The organism is Curtobacterium sp. ABR8 (assembly GCF_057812125.1).
This window is the reverse complement of sequence record NZ_CM173818.1, coordinates 3,674,608-3,692,715: the sequence shown is the minus strand read 5'-3', so window position 1 is coordinate 3,692,715 and position 18,108 is coordinate 3,674,608. Positions and strand designations below refer to the sequence as shown.

The following is an 18,108-nucleotide window of genomic DNA, read 5'->3' as shown; positions in this document are numbered from 1 at the left end:
CCGCCACCACGGGCACGCCTACGATGGACGGGTGCTCCTCGCCATCGACACCTCCGCCGGAACATCCGTCGCCGTCGTCGACCCGGCCACCGGCAAGCCCGTCGCGACCCGTGACACCGAGGACAGCCGCCGGCACGCCGAGGTGATCGGACCGTTCCTGGCCGACGCGCTCGCCGAGGCGGGCATCACCGGCGCGGACGTCACGGGTGTCGTCGCCGGCATGGGCCCCGGCCCGTTCACCGGCCTGCGCGTCGGCATCGCTGCCGCGCGCACCTTCGCCGCGGCGGTCGGTGTCCCCGTCCTGCCGCTCGTCAGCCACGACGCGGTCGCGGCCGATGAGCGCGACGGCCGACGGGACGGACCGTTCGTCGTCCTGACGGACGCCCGCCGGCGCGAGGTCTACTGGAGCGCGTACGACCAGACCGGCACGCGGGTTGCGGGTCCGGGTCTCGCCAGGCCCGCCGATCTCGACGAGGCGATCCGTGCCTCCCGGCCCGAAGCGGTGGGCTGGGACCGCGTGACGGCCCTGTCCATCCCCGCCCGGAGGCTCGGATCACTCGCCGCGGACCGCCTGCGGTCCGGCACGGGGTTCGACCAGGACGCCCCCCTGTACCTGCGGGAACCCGACGTCACGGTGCCGGGTGCGCCGAAACGGGTGAAGCAGTGACCCTGCCGGACGGGCTCCGCCTGCGGCGGGCGCACCCGCAGGACCTCGACGACATCATGTGGCTCGAGCACGTCTCGTTCCCGACGGACGCCTGGTCGGCGTCCCAGATGTCCGGCGAGCTGTACTCGCCGCACGGGTACTACATCGTCATCGAGACCGTCGACCAACCCGCGGCACCGCTGGTCGTCGGGTACGCCGGACTGTCCTCGCTGGCGGGCAACCCGGTCGCCGACGTGCAGACCATCGCGGTCGCTGCGGACCAGCGCGGCAAGGGGCTCGGGCGGGTGCTGTTCACGGAGCTCCTCGACGAGGCCCGCCGCCGTGGTGTGCGCGAGGTCTTCCTCGAGGTGCGCGCCGACAACCCGGTCGCGCAGTCGATGTACACGGCGTTCGGGTTCGAGCACATCGCGACCCGGCCGCGCTACTACCAGCCGGACGGCGTCGACGCGTGGGTGATGCGGGCGCAACTGCCCGGCCCGGACGCCGAGCGGTCGTCGGGCGTCGGACCCATCGGACAGGAGGCCCTCGGTGAGCGGGACTGAACCACTGGTGCTCGGCATCGAGACGAGCTGCGACGAGACCGGCGTGGGCATCGTGCGGGGGAGCACCCTGCTCGCGAACGTCATCGCCTCGAGCATGGACGAGCACGCCCGGTACGGCGGTGTCGTGCCCGAGGTCGCCGCACGAGCCCACCTCGAGGCGATGACCCCCACGCTCCACGAGGCGCTCGAGCGGGCCGGGGTCACCCTCGACGAGCTCGACGCCGTCGCCGTCACCGCCGGACCCGGTCTGGCGGGTGCGCTCATGGTCGGGGTGGGGGCTGCGAAGGCGCTCGCCGTCGCCACCGGCAAGCCCCTGTACGGCGTGAACCACCTGGTCGGGCACGTCGGCGCCGACGTCCTGCGCACCGACGGCAGCGACATCGAGCTGCCGACGATCGCGCTGCTGGTGTCCGGCGGGCACACCTCGCTGCTGCTCGTGAAGGACCTGGTCGGCGACGTCGAACTGCTCGGCGAGACGATCGACGACGCCGCGGGCGAGGCGTTCGACAAGGTCGCACGGCTGCTCGGTCTGCCGTACCCCGGCGGGCCGCAGATCGACCGGGCCGCGGCCGACGGTGACCCGAAGGCCATCCGGTTCCCCCGCGGCCTGACGCTGCCGAAGGACCTGGCCGCGCACCGCTACGACTTCTCGTTCTCGGGACTGAAGACCGCCGTCGCCCGCTGGGTCGAGCGCTGCCGTGACGAGGGGCGCGAGGTGCCCGTGGCCGACGTCGCGGCGAGCTTCCGCGAAGCCGTCGTCGACGTCCTGCTGACCAAGGCCCTGAACGCCTGCCGCGACACCGGCGTCGACCGGCTCCTGCTCGGTGGCGGTGTCGTCGCGAACGCCCGGCTGCGGCAGGTCGCCGAGGAGCGGTGCGCCGCCGCGGGGGTGCAGCTGCGGATCCCGCCGTTCGACCTGTGCACGGACAACGGCGCCATGATCGCGGCCGTCGGCGCACGGCTGGTCGCCGAGGGGCATGCGCCGAGCGACCTCGGGATCGCGGCCGATTCGACGTTGCCGGTGACGACCGTCCAGGTCTGAACCGTCCGGGCCCCGACCGGTCGGCCGTCGGGTGCCTGTGGGAGGATTCACGTGGCGTCGGAGAGACCGGGCGCCGAGAGGGGTGGACGGTGTCCGATCAGAACGAGTGGCCGAAGCCGGGCGAGACGACGCCGGGCAGCACGACCGGTGGGCAGCCGCAGGGGACGCCCGCACCGGACGCACCGCAGGCACCGCGGGCCCCGTCGGCTCCCGAGCAGCCGCAGAACCCGTACGGACAGCAGCACCCGTCGAACCCGTACGCGGCACCGCAGCAGCCGAACCCCTCCGGCCAGCCCCAGCAGTCCAACCCGTACGGACAGCCGCAGCCGTCGAACCCGTACGCGCAGCCGCAGCAGCCGCAGAACCCGTACTCGGCCCCGCAGGCGCCCCAGGACCCGTACGGTGCGGCCCAGAACCCGTACGGCCAGCAGAACCCGTACGCGCAGCAGCAGGGCGGCCAGAACCCCTACGCGCAGCCCCAGGGCGGGCAGAACCCCTACGCGCAGCCGCAGCAGCAGCCGTACGCGCCCGCTGGCGCCTACGGGTCGACCGGGTACCAGCCCTACGCGCAGCGCCCGAAGACCAACACCCTGGCGATCCTCTCGATCGTGTTCGGTCTCGCCGCCATCCCGATGTGGTTCATCGCGATCCTGCTCGGTCCGGCCGGCGCGATCCTCGGCCACGTCGCGCTCGGCAAGATCAAGCAGAACGGCGAAGCCGGCCGCGGCCTCGCCCTCACCGGCATCATCTCCGGCTGGGTGATGACCGGTGTCTGGCTGATCTGGATCGCCTTCATCATCTTCCTCGGCGCGATCGGCCAGAGCTCGTACTCCACCTACGACTACGACTCGGGCACCGGCGCCTTCATCAGCTGAGCCGCTCGCACAGGACCGCGCTGTGCCGCCCGTCCAGGCGGGTGAGCACGAGCGTGACCCGGCCGGTCCCGCGCAGCCGCAGCCGTTTGCGGAACTGCGCCGGGTCGACGTCGACGCCGCGCTTCTTGATCTCCACGGTGCCGATGCCGTCCGCTGCGAGCCGCGCCGACAGGCGCTTGACGTCGAGCGGCATGGTGTCCAGCACCCGGAAGCCCTGGGCGAACGGCGTCGTCACGGCACGGTCCGAGGTCACGTACGCGATCCCGTCGGAGACCATGTGGCCGTCGAGGGCGCGTGCCAGGTCGCCGATGAGCCGTGCGCGGATGACGGCGCCGTCCGGCTCGTACAGGTAGGCGCCGAGCGGGCCCACCTCGGCGTCCTCGGCGTCGGCCGGGCCGGTCATCTCGGCGATGCCGTGCGCACCGATCACGGTGGCCGCTCGGCGGATCCCCGGCCGGGCGAGGGGCCCGAACCACAGCGCGAGCTCGACGACCTCGCGGTCGACGGAGGTCCACTGCGCCTCGGCGGTGTCGGGGATCAGTTCGCGGTCGATGCCGGGCCCGAGCTTCACGCCCGTCGGGGTGCTCGTCGCGGCGGCGAACACGGTGTCCAGGGACGGCGACCAGTCGTCGGGGTCGGCCAGGCGACGGGTGTCCGAGTGGCCGGAGGTCCGACGTGCGGGGTCCATCCAGATGCCGTCGACGCGGGAGACGTCGAACGCGGCCGCGTCGCCCAGTTCGACCCGTGCGTTCGGCCACACCGCGAGGTTGTGCGTCGCGACCGCAGCGGTGACCTCGTCGCGGTCCACCGCGGTGACGTCGAGGTCGAGCGCGGCCATCGCCATCGCGTCGCCGCCGATGCCGCAGCCGAGGTCGGCGACACGCGTGAGCCCGGCCGCGGCGAAGCGCCCGGCGTGCTGTGCGGCGACCTGCAGGCGGGTCGCCTGCTCGAGACCGGCCTCGGTGAAGAGCATGCGGGCGGCGAAGTCGCCGAACTTGCCACGGGCCTTCTGCCGGAGCTTCGCCTGGGTCAGGACCGCCGAGACGAGCTGCTGGTCGTGGCCTTCGGACCGGAGCCGGGACACCACCCGGACGATCTCGCCGCCGTCCGAGACGCCGGGGGTACGGTCGAGCAGGGCCATCCCGTCAGGGGTCAGCAGTGCGGCGAGTTCGGCGGCTTCCATGTCCCGATCCTCCCAGGTGCTGGATGTTCTCCGGATGTGCTGGCACTCGGATTGACCGAGTGCCAGTGTCCCCCTAGAGTTGGCGTTGGCACTCTCCTGTGCGTAGTGCCAACCCGGTTTTCATCTGTACCGAGTCCGTACCGAGAAAGAAGAGGTCACCGTGGCCGTCAGCATCAAGCCGCTCGAGGATCGCATCGTCATCCGCCAGGTCGAGGCGGAGCAGACCACCGCATCCGGTCTGGTCATCCCCGACACCGCGAAGGAGAAGCCCCAGGAGGGCGAGGTCGTCGCCGTGGGTCCGGGTCGCATCGACGACAACGGCAACCGCGTCCCGCTCGACGTCGCCGTGGGTGACAAGGTCATCTACTCCAAGTACGGCGGAACCGAGGTCAAGTACTCGGGCGAGGACCTGCTGGTCCTGTCGGCCCGTGACGTCCTCGCGGTCGTCGTCAACTGAGTCCAGTACTCCTCTCGGACGCCCCGTTCGGCCTGTCGGCCGGCGGGGCGTCCGTGCGTTCGGGGCGACCGGGAGGCCCGTGGTCCGTCCGGCTCGTCGGCGGTCGTTCCTAGGATGGTTCCGTGAGTGAACCGAGTCCGGCGCGACCCGTCCGCAGCGAGGCATCCGTCGGCGTGGTGCAGGCGATCATCGCGTACGGGCTCTGGGGCCTCATGCCCCTGCTCTTCGCAGCCATGGCCCCGGCCGGCGCGTTCGAGATCGTCGCCTGGCGCATCGTCTTCGGGCTGGTGTTCTGCGCGGTGGCGATCGCCGTCACCCGCTCGTGGCTCCGCACCCGCACCCTGATGGCGCAGCGGCGGGTGATGGCCGTGATGGGCCTGGCCGCGGTCCTCATCCTGGTGAACTGGACCGTGTACGTCCTGGCGACGACCACCGGCCACACCGTCGAGGCGGCACTCGGGTACTTCATCAACCCCCTGGTCACGATCGCACTCGGCGTCGTGGTCCTGCGCGAACGGCTTCGGCCGGCGCAGTGGGCGGCCGTCGGCATCAGCGTCGTGGCGGTCGTCGTGATCGCCGTCGGCTACGGCCAGGTGCCGTGGATCTCGCTGGTGCTCGCGTGTTCCTTCGGCCTCTACGGCCTGGTGAAGAAGCGCGTCGGCGGCACGGTCGACGCACTGAGTGGCCTCACGATCGAGACCGTGTGGCTGCTGCCGATCGCGGTCGTGGCGCTGCTCGTCCTCGGTGCGACGGGCCTCGGCGGCGGCGTGACGTTCACGAGCGAGGGCTGGGTGCACGTCCTGGTGACGGTGCTCACGGGGCCGGCGACGGCGGTCCCGCTCCTGCTGTTCGCGTCCTCGGCGCGGCGGGTGAGCCTGTCGACCCTGGGGTTGACGCAGTACCTCGCGCCCGTGATGCAGCTGCTCGTCGGTGTGGTGGTGCAGCACGAGGCGATGCCGCCGGCGCGCTGGTTCGGCTTCGGCATCGTGTGGTTGGCGCTCGCGGTACTGACGGCGGACTCGTTCGCCGCCGCGCGGGCGTCCCGCCGCCGAGCGCTCGCACCTGCTCCGGCCGAGCCCGCCTGACGGGCGCACCCCGGGCCTCCCGTCCGCCCGTCCGCCCGCTCAGCCACCCGCACGCGAAAGCGACAGTCCCCCGCGGATGACCCGCGGGGGACTGTCGCTTTCGTGGGGTGGAGCCGGTGCCCTACTTCTTGACCGCGCCCTGGATGGCGCTCTGGTAGACGGGCTTGTTGTCGCCGTCGAACTTGTAGATGCCGATGTAGGCGCTCGACGGGTCGTTGTTGTCGTCGAACGGACCGATGCCGGACGGGCCGGTGTAGTGGATGTCCTTGCCGTCGTCGAGGAGCGCGACGCACTCCTTGAACGTGGCGCACTCGGTGCCGCCGTCGGCTCCGGAGACCGCGGCCATGTTGGCCTGGATCGTGCCGGAGTCGGTGCCCTTGCCCTTCACCGCTGCCAGGGCGGCGAGGACGGTGGCGTCGTACGACTCCGCCGCGTACGAGTAGTCGGCGAGCGTCTTGCCCGACGAGTCCTTGTAGAAGGCGGACAGCTGCTTCTTGAAGTCGTCCTTCGGCGAGGCACCGGGGATGGTGCCCTGGGCGCCGGTCAGGGTGCCCTTGTCGAAGTCCTTCGAGTAGTCAGCCGTGTTGCCGTCGGACATGTAGATCTTCGCCGTGTTCCCCTGCGAGACGAGCTCCGGGATGATCGACTTCGTCTCGTCGAAGGCCAGGACGACGATCGCGTCCGGCTTGGCTGCGAGCGCGGCCGTCACCTCGGACGAGAACGTGGTCTGACCGGGCGGGAACTCCTGGCCCTCGCCCTTGCCGCCGTAGACGACCTGGCCACCGGAGGCCTCGACCGCGGACTGCACCGAGTTGCGGAGGCCCGTGCCGTAGGTGTCGTTGAAGACGAGGAACGCGACCTTGGCGTTGCCGTCACCGGTCACGAGCTGACCGAGCGCCGAACCCTGCACCGAGTCCGGCGGAGCGGTCCGGTAGTAGTACGACGAGTAGCCCGAGAGGTCGCTCGCGGTGTTCGCGGGCGAGATCTCGACGATGCAGTTGCTGGTGAGCTGGTCGATGACGTTGAGCGTGACCGACGAGGACTCGGCGCCGATCGCGACCGGGACCTTCGCGTTCACGAGCTTCGTCGCAGCCGAGCTCGACACGGTCATGTCGTTGCTGTCGCCGGAGTCGGTCGCGGGGTCGATGGTGACGTCCTTGTCGAGGACGCCGCCCGCGGCGTTGATGTCCTTGACCGCGAGGCCGACACCGGACTCGGCCGGCGGGTTCAGGTAGGCGAGCGAGCCGGTGAGCGGCAGGATCGTGCCGATCTTCAGCGCGTCGGTGCTGGGGGTGTCGGGGGCCTTGCAGCTGGCGGCGGGGTCCTTCTTCGCGTCGCTCGACGCCGAGCTGGAAGGGGAGTCGCCGCTGCTGGTCGTGGAACACGCTGCGAGCAGGACGGCTGCTGCGCCTGCCAACGCCAGTGCCGTGGTGGCACGGGTGGTTCTGATCATCCGTGGAGCCCTTTCTCTGCGCGGAGGCGTTGCCGCTTCGGGTCGAACGCGGCGCCTCCACTGGATGTCGAGAAACGTAGGGTCCATGTGTTTCGCCCGTGTGACGGGGCGGTACGCAAAACTGTTTCGTTACCGAGCCGTGACGTTCCTGTGCGGAGGATCAGGGATCGGCGCCCGGACCGGTCCCGCGTCAGCCGTCGCGTTCAGCCGCGGAACGCAGGACAGAACTCGTTGCCCTCCGGATCCGCCAACGACGAACGCCCCGCTCCGGTGGGAAGCGGGGCGTTCGGGGTGCAGTCGGCTCAGCTGCGGTAGTTCGGCGCCTCGACGACCATCTGGACGTCGTGCGGGTGCGACTCCTTGAGCCCGGCAGCCGTGATGCGGACGAACTTGCCGCGGGCCTTGAGCTCCGGGATCGTGCGGCCGCCGACGTAGAACATCGACTGCCGGAGCCCACCGGTGAGCTGGTACACGACGTTGCCGACCGAGCCGCGGTAGGGCACCTGGCCCTCGATGCCCTCGGGGATCAGCTTGTCGTCGTTGGGGACGTCGGCCTGGAAGTAGCGGTCCTTCGAGTACGAGGTCTTCTTGCCGCGGGTCTGCAGTGCGCCCAGGGAGCCCATCCCGCGGTACGCCTTGAACTGCTTGCCGCCCACGAAGACCAGGTCGCCGGGGGACTCGTCGGTGCCGGCCAACAGCGAGCCGAGCATGACGGTGTCGGCACCGGCCACCAGGGCCTTGGCGATGTCGCCCGAGTACTGCAGGCCACCGTCGGCGATGATCGGCACGCCGGCTTCGCGTGCTGCGAGGGAGGCCTCGTACACGGCGGTGACCTGCGGCACACCGACGCCGGCGACGACGCGGGTGGTGCAGATCGAGCCGGGCCCGACGCCCACCTTGACGGCGTCGACACCGGCGTCGATGAGTGCCTGCGCACCGGCACGGGTCGCGACGTTGCCGCCGATGACGTCGATGTCCGCGAACGACGGGTCGGCCTTGAGACGGCGCACCATGTCGAGCACGCCTTCGCTCTCGCCGTTGGCGGTGTCGACGACGAGCACGTCGACGCCGGCGTCACGCAGGGCCTCGGCACGCTGCCAGGCGTCACCGAAGAAGCCGATCGCGGCACCGACGCGCAGTCGACCCTCGTCGTCCTTCGTGGCGTCCGGGTACTGCTCGCTCTTGTCGAAGTCCTTGACGGTGATGAGACCGCGGAGCTTGCCCTGGGCGTCCACCAGCGGCAGCTTCTCGATCTTGTGCTGCGCGAAGATCGCGATGGCTTCTTCCGGGTCGATGCCCTCCATCGCGGTGATCAGCGGCGCCTTGGTCATGACGTCGCGCACGAAGGTGGTCGACTGCTCGAACGTCGCCACGAACCGCATGTCGCGGTTGGTGATGATGCCGACGAGGGTGCCGTCCGCCTCGACCACGGGCAGGCCGGAGACGCGGAACTGACCGCAGATCGCGTCGACCTCGGCCACCGTGGCGTCCGGGGTTGTGGTCACCGGGTTGGTGATCATGCCCGACTCGGAGCGCTTGACCTTGTCGACGTAGGCCGCCTGGTCCTCGATGGACAGGTTGCGGTGCAGGATCCCGATGCCGCCCTGCCGCGCCATGGCGATGGCCATGCGGGCTTCGGTGACGGTGTCCATCGCCGCGGAGAGCAGCGGGACGTTGACGGAGATCCGCCTGGTGAGCCGGGACGCGGTGGACGCCTCGCTCGGGATGACGTCGGTGTGCCCCGGCAGGAGCATGACGTCGTCGTACGTGAGTCCGATGAATCCGAACGGATCCGGCTGGTCCATGGGTCCCCTTCGTGGGCGAGTGAAGTGGTCGAGACACCGGGAACGCAACGGCGGGTTCCGGATAGGACATGGTAACGCGCACGGGCCCTCCCGCTATTCCGCGTTCCGCCTGGGGGAACGGATCGCGCCCCCTCCGGACGCGTTCCTCCACAACGTCACAGTTCGGGTACGAATCACACAGGGAACGTGTTGGAAACACGGGTGTCACAAAATCCCCATAGGTTCCTCGTCATCCGAACGAGAGGCTCTTCCGTGGGATCCATCACTCCTCCGGGACGGGCGCAGCCGCGTCTGTTCCGCCTCCGCCAGGCGCGACGTCGACCGGTCCTCGCGGCCGTGCTCGTCGCCGCGTTCCTGGCGACCTTCCTGATCGACTGGGCGGTCACCCTGCCGGCCTTCAGCGCCACGTCGGCGCCGGCGACCAGTCAGTCCTGCACCGTCAGCCCCGACAACGGGTGCATCCAGGGCACGATCACCGACTCCGAGCGCGAACCGGCCGAGGACGTCGACGTCGACGTCGCCGGCCCCGGTGGCTTCGCCGAGACGGCGACGACGAACGCCGACGGCCGCTGGTCGGTCAGTGTCGACGAGGCCGGCGAGTACACCGTCAGCGTCGACCAGGCCACCCTGCCGAAGGGCCAGTACCTGACGAACGCGGCCGACGCCGAGCGCAAGGTCCAGGCGACGCTGAACGCCAACGTCGGACAGATCTTCCAGCTGTCCGACCAGAAGGGCGCGACGACCACGTCCGATTCGTCGAGCGTCAGCCCGCAGCGGGCATGGCAGCAGTTCGCCTCGGGCATCCGCCTCGGCCTGCTCATCGCGCTCGCGTCGATCGGCCTCTCGCTCATCTACGGCACGACGGGGCTGTCGAGCTTCTCGCACGGCGAGCAGGTCACCCTCGGCGGGCTGCTGGCCTACGTGTTCGCGAACCAGCTCGGCTGGAACATCTGGGTGACCGGCATCGTCGTCACGCTGTTGTGCGCGGCGACCGGGTACCTGCAGGACGCCGGGATCTGGCGACCGCTGCGGCGCAAGCGGATCAGCCTCACGCAGCTCATGATCGTGACGATCGGTCTGTCGATCGCCGCCCAGTACGCGTTCCAGTACTTCTTCGGCGCAGCGACCGTCCGCATCCAGCAGGGCAACCCCGAGACGGTCCGGTTCGCCGGGGTCACCCTCACGGTGCAGTCCTACGTGGCGATGGGCATCGCGCTCGTCGTCCTGGTCGCCACCGGGCTGTTCCTGGCGAAGACCCGCTTCGGCCGGGCCACCCGTGCGGTGTCGGACAACCCGGCGCTCGCCGCAGCGTCCGGCATCGACGTCGACCGGGTCATCCGCTTCGTGTGGACGCTCGCCGCCGGTCTCGCCGGGCTGTCCGGCGTGATGCTCGGCCTCGTCCTGAACGGCGTGAACTGGCAGACCGGCCTGCAGCTGCTCCTGCTCATGTTCGCCTCGGTCACGCTCGGTGGCCTCGGCACGGCCTACGGCGCACTCGTCGGGTCGATGATCATCGGCGTCGTCGTCGAGCTCACGAACCTCGTGCTCCCCGGTGACTTCAAGTACGCCACCGCCCTCGTCATCCTCATCCTCATCCTGCTGTTCCGGCCGCAGGGCATCTTCGGCCGCGCCGAGCGGGTCGGCTAAGGGAGCACGCGCATGGACTACATCCTCAACCTGCTGTCCTCGCTCACCCAGGAGGCCCTCGCCCCGACCACGGCGGCGTTCGCGCTGGCGGCCATCGGACTGAACGTGCACTTCGGCCTGACCGGGCTCGTGAACATGGGCCAGGCGGCGTTCCTGCTGCTCGGTGCCTACGGCTTCGCGATCTCGATCACCAACGGGCTGCCGTTCGTGATGGCGGTGCTCATCGCCCTGCTCGTCGCCATCGTGTTCGCGATCATCCTCGGCGTCCCGACCCTGCGGCTCCGCGGCGACTACCTGGCGATCGTGACGATCTCCGGCGCCGAGATCATCCGCATGGTCGGCCGTTCGAGCCTGCTCACCACGACGACCGGCGGCTCGAACGGCATCACCGGGTCGAGCTACCGCGACCCCTTCACCGCCCTGAGCCCGCTGCCCGACGGCACCACGACGATCCTCTGGTTCACCTACGCCAACAACGGCGTCAACGGCTGGTGGATCCGCATCGCGGCCTGGGCGCTCGTCGCCCTGTTCACGCTCGTGCTCTTCCTGCTCATGCGCAGCCCCTGGGGTCGTGTCCTGAAGGCGATCCGCGAGGACGAGGACGCCGTCCGCTCCCTCGGCAAGAACGTCTACTCGTACAAGATGCAGGCGCTCGTGTTCGGTGGCGCACTCGGTGCGATCGCCGGGATCATCTACGTCCTGCCGAGTTCGGTGCAGCCGGACGCCATGGGCCGCTCGATGACGTTCTTCATCTGGACGGCGCTCATCCTCGGCGGTGCCGCGACGGTGTTCGGTCCGGTGCTCGGCGCCGTGCTCTTCTTCGTCCTCCGCCTCTTCATCCGCACCCTGGCCGGCGACTTCATCCCGGACTCGATCATGAACGCGCAGCAGGCGGAGCAGTTCTCCTACGTGCTCGTCGGCGTCGCGCTCATGCTCCTGATCGTGTTCCGTCCACAGGGATTGCTCGGCAACAAGAAGGAGCTGACGTTCAGTGTCTGAGACCTACGGCTACACGAAGGCCGACCCGATCCTCACCGTCGACGGCGTCACCCGGCACTTCGGCGGCATGACCGCCGTGGACGTCGACCACCTCGAGGTCCAGCGCGGTTCGATCACGGCCCTGATCGGCCCGAACGGTGCCGGCAAGACGACCTTCTTCAACCTGCTGACCGGCTTCGACAAGCCGAGCCCCGGCGCGAGGACGCAGTTCAACGGCGCGACCCTGCAGAAGACGAGTGCGACCCACATCGCCAACCGCGGCATGGTGCGCACGTTCCAGCTGACGAAGGCGTTGTCGCGGCTCACCGTCATGCAGAACATGCTCCTCGGCGCCCGCGACCAGCCCGGCGAGAACTTCTTCGCGGCGCTGATCAAGCCCGTGTGGGCGAAGCGGGAGCGCGAGATCACCGCGAAGGCCGAGGACCTCCTCGCCCGCTTCAAGCTCGACGACAAGGCCGACGACTACGCCGGTTCGCTGTCGGGCGGGCAGCGGAAGCTCCTCGAGATGGCCAGGGCGCTGATGTCCGACCCGACGATGATCATGCTCGACGAGCCGATGGCGGGCGTGAACCCCGCGCTGACGCAGTCGCTGCTCGGACACATCCAGTCCCTGCGCGACGACGGCATGACCGTGCTCTTCGTCGAGCACGACATGCACATGGTCCGGCACATCTCGGACTGGGTGGTCGTGATGGCCGAGGGCAAGGTCGTCGCCGAGGGTCCGGCCGACACCGTGATGGACGACCAGGCGGTCATCGACGCGTACCTCGGTGCGCACCACGACACCGACCTGGGCGACGACTCGCTCCTCACCGAGGAGACCTTCGAGGAACTCGCGGAGGAAGTCGCGGAAGAAGACGCGGCGGACGCAGCAGCAGAGGAGAGGACCCGATGACGGACGCAGTCGACCCCACGAACGCGAGCAGCGCCTCCAGTCCGTCCCAGGCGGCCACGATGGAACGCGAGCCGGTGCTGAGCGCGAAGAACCTCGTCGCCGGCTACCTGCCGGGCGTGAACATCCTGAACGGCTGCGACCTGGACTGCTACCCCGGCGAGCTGATCGGGATCATCGGACCGAACGGTGCGGGCAAGTCCACCCTGCTGAAGGCCCTGTTCGGTCTCGTGTCGATCCGTGAGGGATCGGTCACGCTGCAGGGCGAGGACATCACGAACCTGAAGGCGAACAAGCTCGTCCAGGCCGGCGTCGGCTTCGTCCCGCAGACGAACAACGTGTTCCCTTCGCTGTCCATCGAGGAGAACCTGCAGATGGGGCTGTACCTGCGGCCCCGCAAGTTCGCCGAGCGGCTCGAGGTCATCTACGACCTGTTCCCGGTGCTCGCGCAGCGGCGCGGCCAGCGGGCCGGCTCCCTGTCCGGTGGTGAGCGACAGTCGGTCGCGATGGCACGTGCGCTGATGATGGACCCGAAGGTGCTCCTGCTCGACGAGCCGAGCGCGGGCCTGTCGCCGGTGCGGCAGGACGAGACGTTCCTGCGGACCCGACGGATCAACAAGGCCGGTGTGTCGATCGTCATGGTGGAGCAGAACGCGCGACGCTGTCTGCAGATCTGCGATCGTGGGTACGTGCTCGACCAGGGGCGGAACGCGTACTCGGGCACGGGGAAGGAACTCGCGGACGACCCGAAGGTCATCGAGCTGTACCTGGGGACGCTCGCCAAGGACGTCGACGCAGGGCGCTAGCGCGCTGTGTCGACTGCGGGTACCGCTGTGGGGGTGGTATCCGCGACGGGTGGGGCCGTGCGTGGTCGCTTCGCGCCGCACGGCCCCGCTCCTGCACGTGGGCCCCGTCGGCTCGCGACGGTGCGTGGGGCCCCGTCGGCTCGCGACGGTACATGGTCGGCTCCGGATCGAACGGGAGGCCCGGATCGCCTCCGTCGAGTCGGTATCGTTCCGCAGGTGCGGAGACTGTCGGCGGGCGCGATGGACGCCCTGGTGTGGGTGGTCTTCGTCGCGCTGTTCGTCGGGGCGGCGCTGCTCGTGAAGGTGGCGGCCGCGCTCCTGGTGGTGCTCGTGGTGCTCGCGCTCCTGCTCGGCTTCGTGCTGCGGGTGCTCCGCAAGCGCCGCCGGACCCCGCGCCGCCAGCGCTGACCGCACCGTCCGGTCCGTGCACGCCACCGGACCCGCCCGGTAGGCTTGCCGGGTGAGCGAAGTCGAGATCGGTGCAGGCAAGCGCGGACGTCGGGCGTACGCGTTCGACGACATCGCAGTGGTCCCCTCCAGGCGGACGCGTGACCCGCGCGACGTCAGCGTGCAGTGGTCGATCGACGCGTTCACCTTCGCGTCGCCGATCCTCTCCGCGCCGATGGACTCCGTGTCCTCGCCGGCCACGGTCATCCAGATGGGCAAGCTCGGCATCCTGGGGGTCCTCGACCTCGAGGGGCTGTGGACCCGGTACGAGGACCCGACGCCCTACTACGACGAGATCAAGTCGCTCACCGACGGCAACGTCACGAAGCGCATGCAGGAGATCTACTCCGAGCCGATCAAGCCGGAGCTGATCACCGCGCGCCTGGCCGAGATCCGTGCCGCCGGGGTCCCGGTCGCCGGCTCGCTCAGCCCGCAGCGCACGCAGGAGTTCTCGAAGACGGTCGTCGACGCCGGTGTCGACCTGTTCGTCATCCGCGGCACGACGGTCTCGGCCGAGCACGTGTCGCAGAACGAAGAGCCCCTCAACCTCAAGAAGTTCATCTACGAGCTCGACGTCCCGGTGATCGTGGGCGGTGCTTCGACCTACACGTCGGCGCTGCACCTGATGCGCACCGGTGCCGCCGGTGTCCTCGTCGGGTTCGGCGGCGGCGCTGCGTCGACCACGCGCGCCGCGCTCGGCATCCACGCGCCGATGGCCACCGCGGTCGCCGACGTCGCCGGTGCCCGTCGTGACTACCTGGACGAGTCGGGCGGCCGCTACGTGCACGTCATCGCCGACGGCGGTCTCGACACCGCCGGCGACATCGTCAAGGCGATCGCGGTCGGCGCCGACGCCGTCATGCTCGGCACCGCGCTCGCCCGTGCCACCGAAGCGCCCGGCGGCGGCTTCCACTGGGGTGCCGAGGCGCACCACCCGGAGCTGCCCCGTGGTCGTCGGGTCGAAGTGGGCACGATCGCCCCGCTCGAGAACGTGCTGAACGGTCCGACGCCGACCCACGACGGCCGTGCCAACCTCGTCGGTGCGCTGCGTCGATCGATGGCGACGACCGGATACTCCGACGCCAAGGAGTTCCAGCGAGTAGAAGTGGTCGTGGCGCCGTACCACCAGTGATCCTGGTGGCACCCGTGCACCGACGCGGGTGACGCCTCGGCGCCGACCGTGACCCGGAGGCGACGATGGCGAAGTCCAGCACCACGAAGCAGACCAGTTCGGCCGGACGTCCTGGCGACGTCGTGCCGGGAGCGGGGTTCGACCCCGCGGCCAAGCTCGGCCCCGACGAACGCGCGGCCGCGATCGAGACCCTCAAGACGAAGGAGCTCGACGTCCTGGTCGTGGGCGGCGGCATCGTCGGTGCGGGCAGTGCGCTCGACGCCGTCACCCGCGGTCTGACCGTCGGCATCGTCGAGGCCCGCGACTGGGGTTCCGGCACGTCGAGCCGTTCGTCGAAGCTCGTGCACGGCGGCATCCGCTACCTGGAGCAGCTGAACTTCGGGCTCGTGCGCGAGGCCCTCATCGAACGCGGGCTGCTGCTGCAGCGGATCGCCCCGCACCTGGTGAAGCCGGTGCGCTTCCTGTACCCGCTCAACCACCGCGTGTGGGAGCGGTTCTACATCGGCATCGGCATGGCGATGTACGACGCCTTCAGCTGGTCCGGTGGACGCCCGCCCGGGGTCCCGCACCACCGGCACCTCAGCCGCACGCAGGTGCTCCGCTCGATGCCGTCGCTCAAGAAGGACGCCTTCGTCGGCGGCATGACCTACTACGACGCCCAGGTCGACGACGCCCGCTACGTGGCCTCGCTCGTCCGCACCGCGGTGTCCTACGGTGCCCACGCCGCGAGCCGGATCCGGATCGAGGGCTTCATCAAGGTGGGTGAGCGCGTCGTCGGCGCGCAGGCCCACGACATCCAGACCGGCGAGCGGTTCGAGATCCGCGCGAAGCAGGTCGTGAACGCCACGGGTGTCTGGACGGACGACACGCAGGCGATGATCGGCACCCGCGGGCAGTTCAAGGTGCGGGCGTCGAAGGGCGTGCACCTGGTCATCCCGCGCGACCGGTTCCAGTCGAACATGGGCATGATCCTGCGCACCGAGAAGAGCGTGCTGTTCGTGATCCCGTGGGGCCGGCACTGGCTGGTCGGCACGACCGACACCGACTGGTACCTCGACAAGGCGCACCCGGCGGCGACCGCGGCGGACATCGACTACATCCTCGAGCACGTCAACAAGGTGCTCCGCGTCCCGCTCACCCGTGAAGACGTCGAGGGTGTCTACGCGGGCCTCCGGCCGTTGCTGGCGGGGGAGTCCGACCAGACCTCGAAGCTCAGCCGCGAGCACGTCGTGGCGCACACCGTGCCCGGGCTCGTGGTCGTCGCCGGCGGCAAGTGGACGACCTACCGGGTGATGGGCAAGGACGCCATCGACGAGGCCGTCGCCGCGATGGACGGCAAGATCCCGGCGTCGACGACCGAGGACATCCCACTGCTCGGGGCCGAGGGGTACCCGGCCGCGTGGAACCGTCGCGCACGGACCGCCCGCAGCTTCAACGTGCACAAGGTCCGCATCGAGCACCTGCTGAACCGCTACGGCACCCTGGCCGCCGAGGTGCTGCAGCTCGTCGAGCAGGACCCGACCCTGGCCGAGCCGCTCCCGGGCGCCGACGACTACATCGGGGCCGAGGTCGTGTACGCCGCATCGCACGAGGGGGCCCTGCACCTGGAGGACGTCCTCGCCCGCCGCACCCGCATCTCGATCGAGGCCTGGGACCGCGGTGAGTCGGCGGCCCCGGTCGCCGCGAAGCTCATGGCCGACGTGCTCGGCTGGGACCAGGAGACGACCGAGCACGAGGTGTCGAACTACCTGAAGCGCGTGGCCGCGGAACGCGAGTCGCAGCTGCAGCCCGACGACGAGAGCGCCGACCGCGTGCGGCTCGAGGCGCCGGACATCGCGTTCGGCTTCGACGAGGACGACGTCGTCGTGGGTGGCGGCCGCAGTGGCGGCGCCGAGGGCGCGAAGGCGTCGGACGAGCAGGTGGTGGGGGAGAAGACGAGCGAGCCGGAGTAGCGATCCGTCAGGCGGCCAGCGTCCCCGCCACGGTGCGACCACGGCGTCGCTCGCCGACGACGAGCACGACCGGGATCGCGACCAGCGCGACGAGGCTGGTGCCGTAGAGGACACCGGCCCAGATGGTGTGGTCCTCGCCGCCGATGCCGTAGCCGTCCGCGACGTCCATCCCGAGCTGGAACCCGGAACCGAACACCTGGACGGCGCCGGCGGCCACGATCGCCAGCAGCCAGGCGGCGGCGACGTGCGCCGTCGTCCGCCGGACCAGCGTCACGATCAGGACGGTGACCGCCAACGCGATGCCGACCGCCGCGATGACGAGCACCGCCACGACGTCGGTCCGCACCTGGTACCCCTGCGCGTCGAGGTGACGGTAGATCGCACCGAGCGACTGCCCGGGCACCGCGCCGAGCGGATCGAGCACGAGCGCGTTGAGCGCCAGCAACCCCGCGTACAGCGCGACGACCAGCGTCCCGACGACCCCGACGACGATCCGAGTTCTCCCCATGCGGTGACGATAGCGGCCCGGCAGGTGTGGAATGGCCGGGCACCCCCGGCGGTTATCATCGGGGTACTCGAAAAGGGAGCCATCATGGTCGACGTCCATCGCGTCAAACTCCCCGGAGTCGGCGTGCTGCACAGCTTCTACACCGACGACGGTGGCAAGTGTGGTGTCATCACGCACCGGTCGGGTCACTCCGACCTCATCTCGTTCGCCGACGTCTCCGACGGCGCGGACAAGTCCGAGAAGGTCTCGCTGCGCCTCAGCGAGGACGAGGCGCACACCCTCGCCGAACTCCTGGGCGGTACCCGGATCACCGAGGGCCTCGACAAGCTCGACGAGATCCCCGGCCTGTCCATCGACTGGTTCTCGGTCGACTACGACGACGCGATCGCCGGCAAGCCCCTCGGCGACCTGCACGACTCCGGCTTCATCGGTCTGACCGTCGTGGCCGTCGTCCGCGGCGACAGCGCCAACCCGGCACCCTCGCCGGACTTCGTCGTGTTCCCCGGGGACACCATCGTCGTCGCCGGTTCCCCCGAGAAGGTCGCCAAGGCCTTCTCCTTCTACCGCAGCGGAGAGCTTGCGGCCGCATCGGCCGAGGCCCCGCGGAAGAGCTAGG

General features: G+C 70.1%; 18 protein-coding genes. 14 read left to right on the top strand and 4 right to left on the bottom strand.

Going from position 1 to position 18,108, the window contains the following annotated elements; translation table 11 throughout:
• The first annotated feature begins 31 nt into the window (after positions 1-31).
• The 4 genes from tsaB (at position 32) to ACXKZB_RS17575 (ending at position 3,126) form a co-directional block, all read left to right on the top strand.
• Positions 32-667: a tRNA (adenosine(37)-N6)-threonylcarbamoyltransferase complex dimerization subunit type 1 TsaB gene (gene tsaB, locus ACXKZB_RS17590; RefSeq protein ID WP_488824018.1), complete on the top strand. Its 636-nt coding sequence runs from the start codon at positions 32-34 to the stop codon at positions 665-667.
• Positions 664-1,209: a ribosomal protein S18-alanine N-acetyltransferase gene (rimI, locus tag ACXKZB_RS17585; protein WP_488824017.1), complete on the top strand. Its 546-nt coding sequence runs from the start codon at positions 664-666 to the stop codon at positions 1,207-1,209. Before tsaB ends, rimI begins: the two co-directional genes overlap by 4 nt.
• The gene (tsaD, locus tag ACXKZB_RS17580; protein WP_488824016.1) at positions 1,196-2,251 is read left to right on the top strand and encodes a tRNA (adenosine(37)-N6)-threonylcarbamoyltransferase complex transferase subunit TsaD; all 1,056 of its coding nucleotides are present in this window, start codon (positions 1,196-1,198) and stop codon (positions 2,249-2,251) included. Before rimI ends, tsaD begins: the two co-directional genes overlap by 14 nt.
• A gap of 89 nt (positions 2,252-2,340) precedes the next feature.
• Positions 2,341-3,126: a DUF4190 domain-containing protein gene (locus tag ACXKZB_RS17575; protein ID WP_488824015.1), complete on the top strand. Its 786-nt coding sequence runs from the start codon at positions 2,341-2,343 to the stop codon at positions 3,124-3,126.
• Here the strand turns inward: ACXKZB_RS17575 and ACXKZB_RS17570 are convergent.
• Positions 3,119-4,309, bottom strand: a complete 1,191-nt coding sequence (locus tag ACXKZB_RS17570) for a class I SAM-dependent methyltransferase (RefSeq protein ID WP_488824014.1) — start codon at positions 4,307-4,309, stop codon at positions 3,119-3,121. The two genes, ACXKZB_RS17575 and ACXKZB_RS17570, sit on opposite strands and share 8 nt — an antisense overlap.
• 160 nt (positions 4,310-4,469) lie before the next feature.
• On the opposite strand from ACXKZB_RS17570, the gene groES reads away from it, so the two are divergent.
• Together groES and rarD are read left to right on the top strand one after the other, a co-directional pair.
• Positions 4,470-4,766 carry a co-chaperone GroES gene (gene groES / locus ACXKZB_RS17565; RefSeq protein ID WP_110893972.1) on the top strand — a complete coding sequence of 99 codons (297 nt, stop codon included), beginning with the start codon at positions 4,470-4,472 and terminating at the stop codon, positions 4,764-4,766.
• Between the two features lie 122 nt (positions 4,767-4,888).
• Positions 4,889-5,851 carry an EamA family transporter RarD gene (rarD, locus tag ACXKZB_RS17560; RefSeq protein ID WP_488824013.1) on the top strand — a complete coding sequence of 321 codons (963 nt, stop codon included), beginning with the start codon at positions 4,889-4,891 and terminating at the stop codon, positions 5,849-5,851.
• A gap of 121 nt (positions 5,852-5,972) precedes the next feature.
• Here the strand turns inward: rarD and ACXKZB_RS17555 are convergent, their stop codons facing one another.
• Together ACXKZB_RS17555 and guaB are read right to left on the bottom strand one after the other, a co-directional pair.
• Positions 5,973-7,304: an ABC transporter substrate-binding protein gene (locus ACXKZB_RS17555; protein WP_123311793.1), complete on the bottom strand. Its 1,332-nt coding sequence runs from the start codon at positions 7,302-7,304 to the stop codon at positions 5,973-5,975.
• 302 nt (positions 7,305-7,606) lie between these two features.
• A complete protein-coding gene (guaB, locus tag ACXKZB_RS17550; RefSeq protein WP_488824012.1) occupies positions 7,607-9,109 on the bottom strand; it encodes an IMP dehydrogenase in 1,503 nt (500 codons plus the stop codon).
• Positions 9,110-9,445: 336 nt separating this feature from the next.
• Here guaB and ACXKZB_RS17545 point away from each other — a divergent pair, with 336 nt between their 5' ends.
• From ACXKZB_RS17545 to ACXKZB_RS17515, 7 genes are all read left to right on the top strand, one after another.
• A complete protein-coding gene (locus ACXKZB_RS17545) occupies positions 9,446-10,756 on the top strand; it encodes a branched-chain amino acid ABC transporter permease (RefSeq protein ID WP_123312223.1) in 1,311 nt (436 codons plus the stop codon).
• Positions 10,757-10,768: 12 nt separating this feature from the next.
• Complete coding sequence (locus tag ACXKZB_RS17540) at positions 10,769-11,755, top strand: branched-chain amino acid ABC transporter permease (RefSeq protein WP_123311797.1); 987 nt, start codon at positions 10,769-10,771, stop codon at positions 11,753-11,755.
• Complete coding sequence (locus tag ACXKZB_RS17535; protein WP_488824011.1) at positions 11,748-12,650, top strand: ABC transporter ATP-binding protein; 903 nt, start codon at positions 11,748-11,750, stop codon at positions 12,648-12,650. Before ACXKZB_RS17540 ends, ACXKZB_RS17535 begins: the two co-directional genes overlap by 8 nt.
• The gene (locus ACXKZB_RS17530) at positions 12,647-13,453 is read left to right on the top strand and encodes an ABC transporter ATP-binding protein (RefSeq protein ID WP_488824010.1); all 807 of its coding nucleotides are present in this window, start codon (positions 12,647-12,649) and stop codon (positions 13,451-13,453) included. The genes ACXKZB_RS17535 and ACXKZB_RS17530 overlap by 4 nt, the downstream gene beginning before the upstream one ends.
• Positions 13,454-13,669: 216 nt before the next feature.
• Positions 13,670-13,861: a hypothetical protein gene (locus ACXKZB_RS17525; RefSeq protein WP_488824009.1), complete on the top strand. Its 192-nt coding sequence runs from the start codon at positions 13,670-13,672 to the stop codon at positions 13,859-13,861.
• 52 nt (positions 13,862-13,913) lie between these two features.
• Positions 13,914-15,032, top strand: a complete 1,119-nt coding sequence (locus ACXKZB_RS17520) for a GuaB3 family IMP dehydrogenase-related protein (RefSeq protein WP_123311799.1) — start codon at positions 13,914-13,916, stop codon at positions 15,030-15,032.
• Between the two features lie 65 nt (positions 15,033-15,097).
• Positions 15,098-16,984, top strand: coding sequence for a glycerol-3-phosphate dehydrogenase/oxidase (locus ACXKZB_RS17515; protein ID WP_488824008.1), 1,887 nt, complete (start codon positions 15,098-15,100; stop codon positions 16,982-16,984).
• 7 nt (positions 16,985-16,991) lie between these two features.
• Here the strand turns inward: ACXKZB_RS17515 and ACXKZB_RS17510 are convergent, their stop codons facing one another.
• Positions 16,992-17,492, bottom strand: a complete 501-nt coding sequence (locus ACXKZB_RS17510; RefSeq protein ID WP_488824007.1) for a hypothetical protein — start codon at positions 17,490-17,492, stop codon at positions 16,992-16,994.
• A gap of 84 nt (positions 17,493-17,576) precedes the next feature.
• On the opposite strand from ACXKZB_RS17510, the gene ACXKZB_RS17505 reads away from it, so the two are divergent.
• A complete protein-coding gene (locus ACXKZB_RS17505; protein WP_071260110.1) occupies positions 17,577-18,107 on the top strand; it encodes a cation:proton antiporter regulatory subunit in 531 nt (176 codons plus the stop codon).
• Position 18,108 lies beyond the last annotated feature (1 nt).

What these genes read in the sequence shown, in the direction of transcription:
- ACXKZB_RS17570 (WP_488824014.1), bottom strand. Translation starts at nt 4,309, where the DNA reads ATGGAAGCCGCCGAACTCGCCGCACTGCTGACCCCTGACGGGATGGCC.
- ACXKZB_RS17555 (WP_123311793.1), bottom strand. Translation starts at nt 7,304, where the DNA reads ATGATCAGAACCACCCGTGCCACCACGGCACTGGCGTTGGCAGGCGCA.
- guaB (WP_488824012.1), bottom strand. Translation starts at nt 9,109, where the DNA reads ATGGACCAGCCGGATCCGTTCGGATTCATCGGACTCACGTACGACGAC.
- ACXKZB_RS17540 (WP_123311797.1), top strand. Translation starts at nt 10,769, where the DNA reads ATGGACTACATCCTCAACCTGCTGTCCTCGCTCACCCAGGAGGCCCTC.
- ACXKZB_RS17530 (WP_488824010.1), top strand. Translation starts at nt 12,647, where the DNA reads ATGACGGACGCAGTCGACCCCACGAACGCGAGCAGCGCCTCCAGTCCG.
- ACXKZB_RS17515 (WP_488824008.1), top strand. Translation starts at nt 15,098, where the DNA reads ATGGCGAAGTCCAGCACCACGAAGCAGACCAGTTCGGCCGGACGTCCT.
- ACXKZB_RS17510 (WP_488824007.1), bottom strand. Translation starts at nt 17,492, where the DNA reads ATGGGGAGAACTCGGATCGTCGTCGGGGTCGTCGGGACGCTGGTCGTC.
- ACXKZB_RS17505 (WP_071260110.1), top strand. Translation starts at nt 17,577, where the DNA reads ATGGTCGACGTCCATCGCGTCAAACTCCCCGGAGTCGGCGTGCTGCAC.